Origin of the sequence: Bradyrhizobium sp. (genome assembly GCF_016462955.1) — a bacterium.
Taxonomy (GTDB): Bacteria; Pseudomonadota; Alphaproteobacteria; order Rhizobiales; family Xanthobacteraceae; genus Bradyrhizobium.
This window is the reverse complement of the sequence record NZ_JAEMSD010000174.1, coordinates 1-12718: the sequence shown is the minus strand read 5'-3', so window position 1 is coordinate 12718 and position 12718 is coordinate 1. Positions and strand designations below refer to the sequence as shown.

At 63.1% G+C, this 12718-nt stretch carries 10 protein-coding genes and 1 pseudogene; 7 read left to right on the top strand and 4 right to left on the bottom strand.

Annotated features, from left to right (window positions below; all coding sequences use genetic code 11):
* The first annotated feature begins 167 nt into the window (after positions 1-167).
* Positions 168-425 (top strand): hypothetical protein, encoded by a 258-nt coding sequence (locus JHD07_RS18665; protein WP_291624620.1) that lies wholly within the window; start codon positions 168-170, stop codon positions 423-425.
* 52 nt (positions 426-477) lie between these two features.
* Here the strand turns inward: JHD07_RS18665 and gyrA are convergent, their stop codons facing one another.
* The 3 genes from gyrA to JHD07_RS18650 all read right to left on the bottom strand — a co-directional run bounded on the left by gyrA (position 478) and on the right by JHD07_RS18650 (position 4447).
* Positions 478-3210: a DNA gyrase subunit A gene (gyrA, locus tag JHD07_RS18660; RefSeq protein WP_291624619.1), complete on the bottom strand. Its 2733-nt coding sequence runs from the start codon at positions 3208-3210 to the stop codon at positions 478-480.
* A 192-nt stretch (positions 3211-3402) separates the two neighbouring features.
* Positions 3403-3801, bottom strand: a complete 399-nt coding sequence (locus tag JHD07_RS18655) for a DUF2306 domain-containing protein (protein WP_291624618.1) — start codon at positions 3799-3801, stop codon at positions 3403-3405.
* A gap of 148 nt (positions 3802-3949) precedes the next feature.
* Positions 3950-4447, bottom strand: a complete 498-nt coding sequence (locus JHD07_RS18650; RefSeq protein WP_291624617.1) for a single-stranded DNA-binding protein — start codon at positions 4445-4447, stop codon at positions 3950-3952.
* Between the two features lie 444 nt (positions 4448-4891).
* Between JHD07_RS18650 and JHD07_RS18645 the strand changes: the two genes are divergently transcribed.
* The 6 genes from JHD07_RS18645 (at position 4892) to JHD07_RS18620 (ending at position 12345) form a co-directional block, all read left to right on the top strand.
* Positions 4892-5656, top strand: a complete 765-nt coding sequence (locus tag JHD07_RS18645; RefSeq protein ID WP_291624616.1) for an outer membrane beta-barrel protein — start codon at positions 4892-4894, stop codon at positions 5654-5656.
* Positions 5657-5904: 248 nt separating this feature from the next.
* Complete coding sequence (locus JHD07_RS18640; RefSeq protein ID WP_291624615.1) at positions 5905-6573, top strand: outer membrane protein; 669 nt, start codon at positions 5905-5907, stop codon at positions 6571-6573.
* A 142-nt stretch (positions 6574-6715) separates the two neighbouring features.
* The gene (locus tag JHD07_RS18635) at positions 6716-7492 is read left to right on the top strand and encodes an outer membrane beta-barrel protein (protein WP_291624614.1); all 777 of its coding nucleotides are present in this window, start codon (positions 6716-6718) and stop codon (positions 7490-7492) included.
* A 261-nt stretch (positions 7493-7753) separates the two neighbouring features.
* Positions 7754-10732, top strand: a complete 2979-nt coding sequence (gene uvrA / locus JHD07_RS18630) for an excinuclease ABC subunit UvrA (RefSeq protein ID WP_291624613.1) — start codon at positions 7754-7756, stop codon at positions 10730-10732.
* Between the two features lie 29 nt (positions 10733-10761).
* On the top strand, positions 10762-11685 hold the full coding sequence (locus JHD07_RS18625; protein ID WP_291624612.1) for a hypothetical protein: 924 nt from the start codon (positions 10762-10764) through the stop codon (positions 11683-11685).
* 12 nt (positions 11686-11697) lie between these two features.
* On the top strand, positions 11698-12345 hold the full coding sequence (locus JHD07_RS18620; protein ID WP_291624611.1) for an HAD-IA family hydrolase: 648 nt from the start codon (positions 11698-11700) through the stop codon (positions 12343-12345).
* Positions 12346-12398: 53 nt separating this feature from the next.
* Here JHD07_RS18620 and JHD07_RS18615 read toward each other — a convergent pair.
* A pseudogene (locus tag JHD07_RS18615) lies at positions 12399-12718 on the bottom strand (hypothetical protein); the annotation flags it as partial.

Below are 12718 nucleotides of genomic sequence, written 5' to 3'. Positions count from 1 at the left end.
CACATCGCGGATTTCAAAGTCCATGCCCTTTTCAAACAAAACGAACCGGCAACGAAACCATTTCCGGCTCCGGCGAAGACGTCCGGAAACTGGCCATGGTTACCAATCCAGCCAACGAATGACGGGCCGCTCACGAGGCGCAGGCGGCCGCATCACAGGGGACTGTCATGATCAAGACCATTTCAGCGATCGCTCTGTCTGCGTGTGTTGCCGCAGCCCTCACGCTTTTGCCCGGCTTTGCCCCGACGGTCGAAGCCAGTGTGCCGCAGCCGCTCGCCAAGAGCGACCGCCTCGACATCCGCAGCATCGGCTCCGACTGCTCGCAGCAGGCCTGGCCGAACTTCGAGGCGTCCTGTCTGCGCCGCGCCGGAACCAAGGCCAATGTCCGCGAGGCGCGCCTCGTGACGGCCGACCGGACCCCGTAGTTCGCGGCCGCTCTCGAGGCATGAGCTGAGCGCCAGCTCGTAGACCTGGTCGCTACTCGCCGTTCTCGCCGTTGCCGTTCTCCGCCTCTTCGGTGATGTGCTCGACCGAAACGACGTGCTCGTCCTCGGCGGTATCGAACACGATCACGCCCTGGGTCGAACGGCCGGCGATACGGATGCCCTCGACCGGGCAGCGGATCAGCTGGCCCTTGTCGGTGACCAGCATGATCTGGTCGGCCTCCTCCACCGGGAACGACGCCACGAGGTTCCCGTTGCGATTGTTGACGCTCATGGCGACGATGCCTTTGCCACCGCGGCCCGTGGTGCGGTACTCGTAGGACGAGGTCCGCTTGCCATAGCCGTTGACCGAGACGGTCAGCACGACCTGCTCCTGCGCCGACATCTCGACATAGCGCTCCTGGGCGAGCTGGAAGCTGCCAGAGGTCTCCTCGGCTTCGCCGTCCGCGGCGCTCTCCTCTGTTGCAGCTTCGCCCGCGACCGCACGGCGCATCTTCAAATAGGCCGAGCGCTCGTCCGAGGTGGTGTCGACATGGCGCAGGATCGCGAGCGAGATCACCCTGTCGCCTTCGCCGAGCGCGATGCCGCGCACACCCATCGACGTGCGCCCGGTGAACACGCGCACGTCGGTGACGGGGAAGCGGATGCACTGGCCGCCGGCGGCTGTCAGCAGAACGTCGTCGCGCTCGGTGCAGATCTGCACGTCGACGATCGCCTCGTTGTCGTCGAGCTTCATCGCGATGATGCCGGAGCGGCGGACATCGACGAAGTCGGACAGCTTGTTGCGCCGGACGTTGCCGCCCGTGGTGGCGAACATCACGTCGAGATTGCCCCAGGTCGATTCGTCCTCCGGCAGCGGCATGATCGTGGTGATGCGCTCGCCCTGCTCGAGGGGGAGGATGTTGATCAGCGCCTTGCCGCGCGCGTTCGGCGCCGCCATCGGCAGCCGCCAGACCTTTTCCTTGTAGACCTGGCCGCGCGAGGAGAAGAACAGCACCGGCGTGTGCGTGGAGGCCACGAACAGGCGCGATACGAAATCCTCGTCGCGGGTCTGCATGCCGGCACGGCCCTTGCCGCCGCGGCGCTGGGCGCGATAGGCCGACAGCGGCACGCGCTTGACGTAGCCGGCGTGGGAGACGGTGACGACCATGTCCTCGCGCTGGATCAGGTCCTCGTCCTCGACCTCGCCTTCCTGCTCCATGATCACGGTGCGGCGCGGCGTGGCAAACTCGGCCTTCACCTCGGCGAGCTCGGTCTTGATGATGTTCAGCACGCGCTCGCGCGAGCGCAGGATGTCGAGATAATCGGCGATCTCGCCGGCCAGCGTGTCGAGCTCGTCGCGAATTTCGTCCCGGCCGAGCGCGGTCAGGCGCTGCAGGCGCAGATCGAGAATGGCCCGCGCTTGTTCCATCGACAGCCGGATCGTGCCATCCGCACTGATGCGGTGCCGCGGATCGTCGATCAGCGTCAGCATGTCCTCGACGTCCCGGGCCGGCCAGTCGCGCGACATCAGGGTGTCGCGGGCGGTGGTCGGGTCGGGCGAGGTCCGGATGACGCGGATCATCTCGTCGATATTGGCGACGGCGATCGCGAGACCGACCAGGATATGCGCACGGTCGCGCGCCTTGGCGAGCAAATACTTGGTGCGCCGCGTGACGACCCGCTCACGGAAGTCGACGAAGATCGCCAGCAGGTCCTTTAGATGCATGATCCGCGGACGGCCGCTGTCGAGCGCTACCATGTTGACGCCGAAGCTGGTCTGCAGCGGCGTGAACCGATACAGCTGGTTCAGCACCACATCCGGCACCGCGTCGCGCTTCAATTCGATGACGACGCGATAGCCCTCGCGGTCGGATTCATCGCGCAGGTCGCCGATACCCTCGATCTTCTTTTCCTTCACCAGCTCGGCGATGCGCTCGACCATCGTCGCCTTGTTCACCTGGTAGGGAATCTCGGTGATGATGAGCGCCTCGCGCTCCTTGCGGATGGTCTCGATCGCGACCTTGCCGCGCATGACGATCGAGCCGCGGCCGAGGTGATAGGCGGAGCGGATGCCCTGACGTCCGAGAATGACGCCGCCGGTCGGGAAATCAGGTCCCGGCACGATGTTGATGAGCTCGTCAATGGTGAGCGCAGGGTTGTCGATCAGCGCAACGCAGGCGTCGATGACCTCGCCGAGATTGTGCGGCGGGATGTTGGTCGCCATGCCGACCGCGATGCCGCCGGCGCCGTTGACGAGAAGGTTCGGGAACTTGGCCGGCAGGACCGACGGCTCGGTCTCGTTGTTGTCGTAGTTCGGCTGGAAGTCGACGGTGTCCTTGTCGATGTCGGCCAGCAGAGCCAGCGCCGCCTTGGTCAGGCGCGCCTCGGTGTAACGATAGGCGGCCGCGGGATCGCCGTCGACCGAGCCGAAATTGCCCTGGCCGTCGATCAGCGGCACCCGCATCGAGAAGTCCTGCGCCATGCGGACCATGGCGTCGTAGATCGACTGGTCGCCGTGCGGGTGATACTTACCGATGACGTCGCCGACCACGCGGGCGGACTTGACGTACTTCTTGTCGGGCGTGTGCCCCTGCTCGTTCATCGAGAACAGGATGCGGCGGTGCACCGGCTTCAGACCGTCCCGGGCATCGGGCAGCGCGCGCGCCACGATCACGCTCATGGCGTAGTCGAGGTACGACTTCTTCATCTCCTCGAAGATGGAGACGGGGCGAATGTCCGAGGGTTGCGCCGGCTGGTCGCCGGGCTTGTCGTCGTCGTCAGCCAAGGGGGAATCCGGTGAGATTTTATCTGGGAATCATATAGCGCATCGCCCCCCTGATAACCACCCTTGCAAGCCCAAGGGAAGCGCTTTTTCCCTTCGTTTTTTCATGGACTTACCGGTTTGCCGGGACGCTCGCATCGACCCCGGTTCCCGACCGCTTTCGCAGCTGTGCGGGAACCGGGATTTGCGTCCTCGCTAGGGGCCGAAAATCACCGCATGCATGATCCGTCCCGGCATGAAGGCAAAGACCCCGGCGATCACGAGCGCACCGAAGAAGACCGAGACCATCGTGATCTTGTGGCGGCGGATATTTTTGGTCCGCGCAGCCATCACGCCCAACACCAGCATCGCCAGCGCGAAAATCGAGAGCAGATGGATCGGGCTCCACGGTCCGATCATGCGGATCTGGTGGATCCAGAACGAGCTGAGCGCCACGACGAGCATCAGTGCGACCCAGCCCCAGCCCAGAGCCCGGTGGGGCAGCCCGCCTTTGGGAGCTGCGAGCTGAACGATCCCGAGGACGACCGCCGCCATGGCGGCGAAGGCATGCAGCGGGATCGCTGGAGCAGCGTCAATCAGCGGGGCGAGGCTCATAACGCAAAGCTCATCGCGCTAAGGCTCTTTCACTCAGGCAATGCATGAGACAAGCCGAAAAAAACCGAGCTTGCCTTGTCGATTGATAAGGAATCCTGCCGCTTCACGTGAGCACGCAGCTGTGCTGGAGAAGCGCCCCCGGCAAGCCTCAGAACGGGATATCGTCGTCCATGTCGCTGTTGCGTCCCCCGCCGCTGGCAGCCACGGGACGGCGCGGAGCGCTGCTGACGGGACCGGAGGATCCGAAATCGCCGCCCGGCTCGTCGCCGAAGCTGCCTCCTCCCCCGCCGCCACCGCGGCCGTCGAGCATCGTCAGCGTCGAGTTGAACCCCTGCAGCACGACCTCGGTCGAGTACTTCTCGACACCACTCTGGTCGGTCCATTTACGCGTCTGGAGCGCGCCTTCGATGTAAACCTTCGCCCCCTTCTTCAGGTACTGCTCGGCGACCTTGCAGAGCCCTTCATTGAAAATCACGACGCGGTGCCACTCGGTCTTCTCCTTGCGCTCGCCCGTGTTCTTGTCGCGCCAGGTCTCGGAGGTGGCGATACTCAAATTCGCGATTGGCCGCCCGTCCTGGGTGCGGCGAATTTCAGGATCCTTGCCGAGATTTCCAACCAGAATGACCTTGTTGACGCTTCCCGCCATCGCCGCTCTCCACTCCGAATGTCACTGAATCTCAAGAGGGCGAGTCCCGCTGCTGCGTTCCTCTGCGCCTCGTCGAGGCGACCCTATACGCTCGCGAGCACGGATCGGCCCGTCGCACCGCGTTATCCCCATATATAGCACCAATTCTCAGCCTGTTCTAGATTTGTTCCGAAGCGCGCGGGAACAACCGAAAATGGAGCTCTGAAAAAAAATCTGCGACATCGGTGGAACCCGATGGAACTTTCTCGGGTTCCCGTGAAAAGTAAAAACTTGATGAAGATCATCTACTTAGATCAGGCGCGATGGTGCCGGACTGTTGCATTTGGGAGACGGACTCACGCGCCAAATCGCGTTAGGGTTGACTCGGACTTGGATCTTATGGGCCTCGCGCCTACCCGCTTCGGGGATATCGCAAGAAGCGGAAAATTTAGGAGGGCAAAGGAAATGAAGAAGAGCTTAGCTATTGCGTTTGGGGCCGCCGCACTGGGCCTCTCGGCTCCGGCAAACGCTGCGGACCTCGCGGCTCGTCCGTACACGAAGGCGCCAATGGCCGCGCCGGCACCGGTCTATACCTGGACTGGTTTCTATGCCGGTATTCAGGGCGGTGGAGGCTGGGGCCGCAGCGACGAGACCTTCTTCGGGGCGGCGAACGCACCAGGCTTCCTTGCGACCCAGGACTACGATACGAGCGGCGGATTCGTCGGCGGCGTGTTCGGCTATAACTGGCAGATGAACAATGTCGTCTTCGGCGTGGAAGGCGACTATCACTGGGCTGACATCAGCGGCCGCTCGGCCGAAATCAATGCCGGCGCTGGCGATTCCTACTTCACCAGGCTGCGCGGCTTCGGCGACATCAAGGGCCGTCTCGGCTGGGCTGCAGGTCCCGCGCTGTTCTTCGTCAGCGGTGGTGCCGCGGTCGGCGACTTCCAGCACCGCTACGATGCAGGCCTGTTGGCGCCGCTCGGTTTCGGAGCTTCGCAGAACGACTGGCGTTGGGGTTGGACCGTCGGTGCCGGTGCAGAGTACATGTTTGCCCCGAACTGGTCGGCCAAAGTCGAGTACAACTATATCGATTTCGGCCGCAGCACGCTCCAGTACAACAATCCGGCTGTCTTCTCGAACCGGTCCGAGTGGAACGACACCATTCACACGGTCAAGGTCGGCTTGAATTATCACTTCAACTGGGCCGGGGTCGCTCCGCGCTACTGAACGCGCGCTCAGCCCATGACGTCTCTCAAAGGCCGGCCTCGCGCCGGCCTTTTTGTTTGTTGCCAAACTCGGGAGGTACTCGGGAGGTAATGGGTCAGTAACCATCACCTTTTGCCCACTGTTGTGGCTTTTCGGAGACACAACTTGCAGCTTTGTTGGTGTAGGGAAAGCGCAGTTGGGCCGTTGCGTCCGCTGCCCTTCCCTCGCGGAAGGCAACAACAGAAACTGGGACTGGGATTAAGTTGAAAATGAAAAAGGTTTTGTTGGCTTCGGCCTGTTTGTTCGCTCTGGCCGCCCCCGCTTCGGCTGCTGATCTGGCAGCTCGTCCTTACACCAAGGCTCCGGTGGCCGTTGCCTCGGTCTACAACTGGACCGGCTTCTATCTCGGTATCGTCGGCGGCGGCGCTTGGGAAGACGCAAATAGCCCCCGTATGCAGGGTGGGTTCGTCGGTGGCACCGCCGGCTACAACTGGCAGACCGGCAACGTCGTGTTCGGTATCGAGGCCGATGGTGCCTGGGCTGACGTCAACGCATCGGCGACCGCTCTCGGCATCACCGTGTCGTCCAAGACCGAAGCACTCGGCACCGTTCGCGGCCGCATCGGCTGGGCCGTCAACAACGTGCTGCTGTACGGCACCGGTGGTTACGCCTGGATCGACAACAAGATCAGCGCCACCGCGGCCGGCGTGACCATCTCCGACAGCAAGTGGCACTCCGGCTGGACCGTTGGCGCGGGTGTCGAAGCGTTCATCGCTCCGCAGTGGTCGGTCAAGGGCGAGTATCTCTATCGCAGCCTCGGCGGCGAGACGTACTTCTCGGGCCTCGGCGCTCCCTTCAACACCGGCACGCTCAACTTCCACACCGTGCAGGTCGGCGTGAACTATCACTTCGGCGCCCCGGTCGTCGCGAAGTACTGAGCTCCGTCTCTGGCGCACCCAGCGTTACGAAAGGCCGGCATCGCGCCGGCCTTTTTGTTTTCGCACTTCCCCTCGGCGCGCCGTCTAGGAAGCGTGGGTTGCTGATGCCCATGCCAGCTTGTCGCGGAATTGGGGATAGGACATGAAGATGCGATCGCCGGGCAGCCGAGCGCTGCGGATAGCGGTGCTGGCCGCCACTGGTCTGTTGGCGATCGCGCCCGCCAAGGCTGCCGATCTTCCGCTCTATGGCAAGGCGTCGCCTGTCCCCGTGATCGGCTACGACTGGATCGGCGTCTATGCCGGCATCAACGGTGGTGGTGGCTTCGGTCACACCTGCTGGAGCATCATTCGTGCGCTCGGCGTAGCGGTAGACCCTGCCGTCGGTGAAGGGTGTCACAACGCCGGTGGCGGAACCGTCGGCGGACAAATCGGCTATCGCTGGCAGAAAGCGCGCTGGGTGTTCGGCATCGAGGGCCAGGGCAACTGGGCCGATTTCACAGGAAGCAACGTCAGCCTTGCGCTGGCCCCACAGACCAACCGGACCAGGATCGATGCCTTTGGCTTGTTCACGGGGCAGATGGGCTACGCCGTCAATGGCCTGCTGATTTATGGCAAGGCCGGTACGGGAGTGGCTCGCGCCAGGTACGAGACCTTTGTCGCGGCGAGCCCGCTGGTGTTCAACAGCGTCGAGCGGACCCGCTGGGGCTACACGCTCGGCATCGGTATGGAATGGGGCTTCGCAGAGAACTGGTCTGTTGGCGGTGAGTACAACCACGTGTTCCTTGGCCATCACACCGCGGATTTCGCTACCGTTCCCGCCAACGCGCTGTCGCGCAGCGACCGGATCGGCCAGGACATCGACATGGCACTGATCCGCGTCAACTACCGCTGGGGTGGACCGGTCGTCGTGAAATACTGAGCTTCGCCGATCCGACATTTCGTCACGAAGGCCGGCCTTCGCGTTTTACTCCGGCTTCCGGGGCGGTTCCGAACGTTCCTGCTGCCAGATGCCGCCAGTGCGCCAACAATCCGTTGACGATTCGCAAGTCCCACTGGAAATCCGCCGCCGTTCTTCCTACGTTCGCTGCCATACCCATCGGCGCCGATCCCGGTTCCGGGCGAAGCGTGCCTTGACGTTGGCGCGATCGCGCACCTTTGGGCTTCCTTGAGGGCAACTCGGATGGATGAAGTGATCAAGGCGAAGCGCCAACAACAAAACGCGGCCTCCAGCCTGCGCGCAATTACGATCCGTGGCGCGCGCGAGCACAACCTCAAGAACATCGACGTCGAGATCCCCCGCGACAAGCTGGTGGTGTTCACCGGCCTCTCCGGCTCCGGCAAATCCTCGCTCGCCTTCGACACCATCTATGCCGAGGGCCAGCGCCGCTACGTCGAATCGCTCTCGGCCTATGCCCGCCAGTTCCTGGAGATGATGCAGAAGCCCGACGTCGACCAGATCGACGGCCTGTCGCCGGCGATCTCGATCGAGCAGAAGACGACCTCGAAGAACCCGCGCTCCACCGTCGGCACCGTCACCGAGATCTACGACTACATGCGCCTGCTCTGGGCCCGCGTCGGCGTGCCCTATTCGCCGGCCACGGGCCTGCCGATCGAGAGCCAGACCGTGTCGCAGATGGTCGACCGCGTGCTGGCGCTGCCCGAAGGCACCCGCCTCTATCTGCTCGCCCCGGTCGTGCGCGGCCGCAAGGGCGAGTATAGGAAGGAGCTCGCCGAATGGCTCAAAAAGGGCTTTCAGCGCGTCAAGGTCGACGGCACCTTCCATGAGCTCAGCGAGGCGCCGACGCTCGACAAGAAATTTCCGCACGACATCGACGTCGTGGTGGACCGCATCGTCGTGCGCGCCGACATCGGCCAGCGCCTCGCGGAGAGTTTCGAGACCGCGCTGAAGCTCGCCGAGGGCCTCGCCGTCGTCGAGTTCGCCGACACGCCCGCTGCGGCGCCGGCGGAAGAAAAAAAGAAGACAGCGAAGATCCACGACAAGAGCGGCCCCGAGCGCATCCTGTTCTCGGAAAAATTCGCCTGCCCGGTCTCCGGCTTCACCATCCCCGAGATCGAGCCGCGGCTGTTCTCGTTCAACAATCCCTATGGTGCCTGCCCCGCCTGCGGTGGCCTCGGCGTCGAGCAGCATGTCGACGAGGATCTCGTCATCCCCGAGAAGGACCTGACGCTGCGCAAGGGCGCGATCGCGCCCTGGGCCAAATCGTCGTCGCCCTATTACGTGCAGACGCTGACCGCGCTCGGCAAGCACTACAAGTTCACGCTCGACACCAAGTGGAAGGACCTGCCGAAGAAGACGAGGGATGCACTTCTCTACGGCTCGGGCGAGGACGAGATCAAGTTCTCCTACGAGGACGGTGTCCGCTCCTACGACACGAAGAAGCCGTTCGAGGGCGTCATCACCAACATCAACCGCCGCTATCGCGAGACCGAGAGTGAGTGGGCGCGCGAGGAGCTGGCGAAATATTTCCACGACGTGCCCTGCGAGGCGTGCCACGGCTTTCGCCTCAAGCCCGAAGCGCTCAGCGTCAAGGTCGGCGGCAAGCATATCGGCGAGATCTCGGAGCTCTCGGTCAAGAAGGCCGGCGAATGGTTCGAGACCGTGCCCGATGCGCTGAACAAGCAGCAGAACGAGATCGCCGGCCGCATCCTGAAGGAGATCCGCGAGCGTCTCACCTTCCTGCTCGACGTCGGCCTCAATTATCTCACGCTGTCCCGCTCCTCCGGCACGCTGTCCGGCGGCGAAAGCCAGCGCATCCGCCTCGCCTCGCAGATCGGCTCGGGGCTGACAGGCGTGCTCTACGTTCTGGACGAGCCCTCCATCGGCCTGCACCAGCGCGACAACGCCCGCCTGCTGGATACGCTCAAGCGCTTGCGCGACCTCGGCAACACCGTGGTCGTGGTCGAGCATGACGAGGACGCCATCCGCCTCGCCGACTACGTGCTCGACATCGGCCCGGGCGCCGGCATGCATGGCGGCAACATCGTCGCCGAAGGCACGCCCGCCGAGATCATGCGCAACCCGAAATCGCTGACCGGCAAGTACCTCACCGGTGAGCTCGAGGTCGAGGTGCCGGAGCGACGGCCGCCGAACCATCGCCGAACCATCAAGGTGGTGAACGCGCGCGGCAATAACCTCAAGAACGTCACGGCGGAGATTCCGCTCGGACTGTTCACCTGCGTCACCGGCGTCTCCGGCGGCGGCAAGTCGACGCTCTTGATCGACACGCTCTACCGCGCCATCGCCCGCAAGCTGAACAATGCCAGCGAGGGCGCGGCCCCGTACGACCGCATCGAGGGCCTCGAGCACATCGACAAGATCATCGACATCGACCAGTCGCCGATCGGCCGCACCCCGCGCTCGAATCCGGCGACCTACACCGGCGCCTTCACGCCGATCCGCGAATGGTTTGCCGGCCTGCCCGAAGCGAAAGCGCGCGGCTACGAGCCCGGCCGCTTCTCCTTCAACGTCAAGGGCGGCCGCTGCGAAGCCTGCCAGGGCGACGGCGTCATCAAGATCGAGATGCACTTCCTGCCCGACGTCTACGTCACCTGCGACGTCTGCAAGGGCAAGCGCTACAACCGCGAGACGCTCGAAGTTCTCTTCAAGGGCAAGAGCATCGCCGACGTGCTCGACATGACCGTCGAGGAGGCCGCCGAGTTCTTCAAGGCGGTGCCCCGCGTGCGCGAGACGTTCCAGACCTTGCATCGCGTCGGCCTCGACTACATCCATGTCGGCCAGCAGGCCACGACCCTCTCGGGCGGCGAAGCCCAGCGCGTCAAGCTGGCCAAGGAATTGTCAAAACGCGCTACCGGCCGCACGCTCTACATCCTGGACGAGCCCACCACGGGCCTGCACTTCCACGACGTCAAGAAACTCCTGGAGGTGCTGCACGAGCTGGTCGCGCAGGGCAACACCGTCGTCGTCATCGAGCACAATCTCGAAGTCATCAAGACCGCCGACTGGGTCATCGACTTAGGGCCCGAAGGCGGCGACGGCGGCGGCGAGATCGTGGCGTGGGGCCCGCCGGAGGACATCGCGAAGGCGCCGCGGAGCTATACGGGGAAGTTTTTGGCGCCGGTGCTGGAGAAGGCGCGGAAGCCGAAGCGGAGGCGTGCGGCCAGCGAGGCGGCAGAGTAGAAGTGTGATCGGACAGACGGATCAAAACATTGAGTGCGAAGCGCGGAAAGGTCACATGGGTTGGAGTCTCTGACTTTAGGGGCACCAATCCCAAATCTTTCGCAGAGCACGAGAGTTCTCTGTCTGACATTTCGCAACTAATCGAAACCCTCGGCTTTTCAGTTGGCAACTCACGCATTCGATCATATCAAAACGTACTAAGCGCGCTGAGGACCAAAGCCGAACGAGATCATAAGCTGACGCTATCTGATGGGATGCAACTGCTGCATACCAGCGTTGAGTTGCACCAACTCGGCACAATCTTACGGGCAGCACGCGGTGCGCCAGACCTATCAATTTGGCAAAGCCATCTTGAGAGATTGATTTCTGGTACTCACCCAGACGTCCCCGCTAAATTGTCTCCAACTTGGGATTTCCAATTTGAAACTTTCGTTGCCAGCGTTGCGCAGCTCAGCGGATACGAGATTGATTTTCAAGAACCTGACATATTGATCAAGGATGGAGATAGATCGTTTGGCATAGCGGCAAAACGTCCAAGAACAGCACCGGGCCTCAGACGAAACTTACAAAAAGCCGCCAAGCAGATCCTCAAATCGACTTTTGAGGGCATGATAGCAGTCGATTGCTCCGTGATTTTGGCGACGGACAGAGCAATAACTACGACCAGCGACGAGCATGCAGCCGAATTCGTCGAGGAAATACTTGCTGATTTTTTACGAGACAGCGCATTCGAGATCCACCGCTATCGCTCCGAACCAAAGGTCTTTGCAATGTTGTTCGTCCTGCATATGCCAGTGACGATCGTCGATACTGAATGGACGAAAGCCAAACAGCTAACGACGGCATTTCGGTGGACGGTTGTTCCGCTCGTTAACCCCGATGACCCAAGATATCACACGAGCATTCGTTTTGCCGAGAGATGCTCCCAAGGACTGTTTACGAATCGGTCGTAGCCAATCCTCCCCATGCCCTACGCCCTCGCCATCTTTGACCTCGACGGCACCCTCGCCGACAGCTTCCCGTGGTTCCTGCGCACCATCAACGACATCGCCGATCACTTCAATTTTCGTCGCGTCGCGCCTGAGGACATCGAAGAGCTCAGGCACGCCTCGACGCGCGAGATCCTGGCCCACCTCGAAGTGCCCTTGTGGAAGCTGCCGGCGATCGCGCGGCATGCGCGGCGGCTGAAGGCGGAGGCGGCGTCCGAGATTTCGCTGTTTGCGGGCATCGAAGCCATGCTGCGGACTCTGGCCGAGAGCGGCGTGCAGCTCGCGCTGGTGACCTCCGACAGCGAAGCCAATGCCCGCGAGAAGCTGGGAGACGCCGCAGCGCTGTTCTCGCATTTCGACTGCGCGGCGTCGTTATTCGGCAAGGCCGCGAAATTCCGCCGGGTCGTTCGCCGTGCCGGCGTTGCGCCGACCCAAGTGATTTCGATCGGCGACGAGGTCCGCGACATCGACGCGGCACGGGCCGTCGGGATCGCCTGCGGCGCGGTGTGCTGGGGCTATGCGGCGCCGGCGGCGCTGCGGGCGCTTCGGCCCGACCATGTGTTCGAGCACATCCGCGACATCGCGCCGGCGCTGATCGGCGTCACGGCTCCGAGGCAGGCTTAAATCACCGCGCGGCCGTCGGGCTTCTCCACCGACAGCGTCACCCGCCCCACACGTCACTCGCCGGATCGGCCGGCCGCCTTGCGCGAGGACGCCGCTCCGATTTCCCGGTCGAGGCAGGCAAACGCCTCCTTCACGTGGACGGACAGGGGCCGCTTGCCCTGGTCGCGATTCCAATTGTCGATGGCCAGACGCAGCGCTCCGACCGACATCATGGCGACAACGCGCAGCGCCGCCTGCCGTTGCGGCTGCGGCCACATCTGGGAGAGCGCCGCGAACACGGCAGCTTCCTTCTCGACGTACTTTGCCTGCTGCCGGATGCGAAGCGACTCGTTCGCGGACATCAGGCGCTCGATCACCTTGGTTTGCTTGTAAT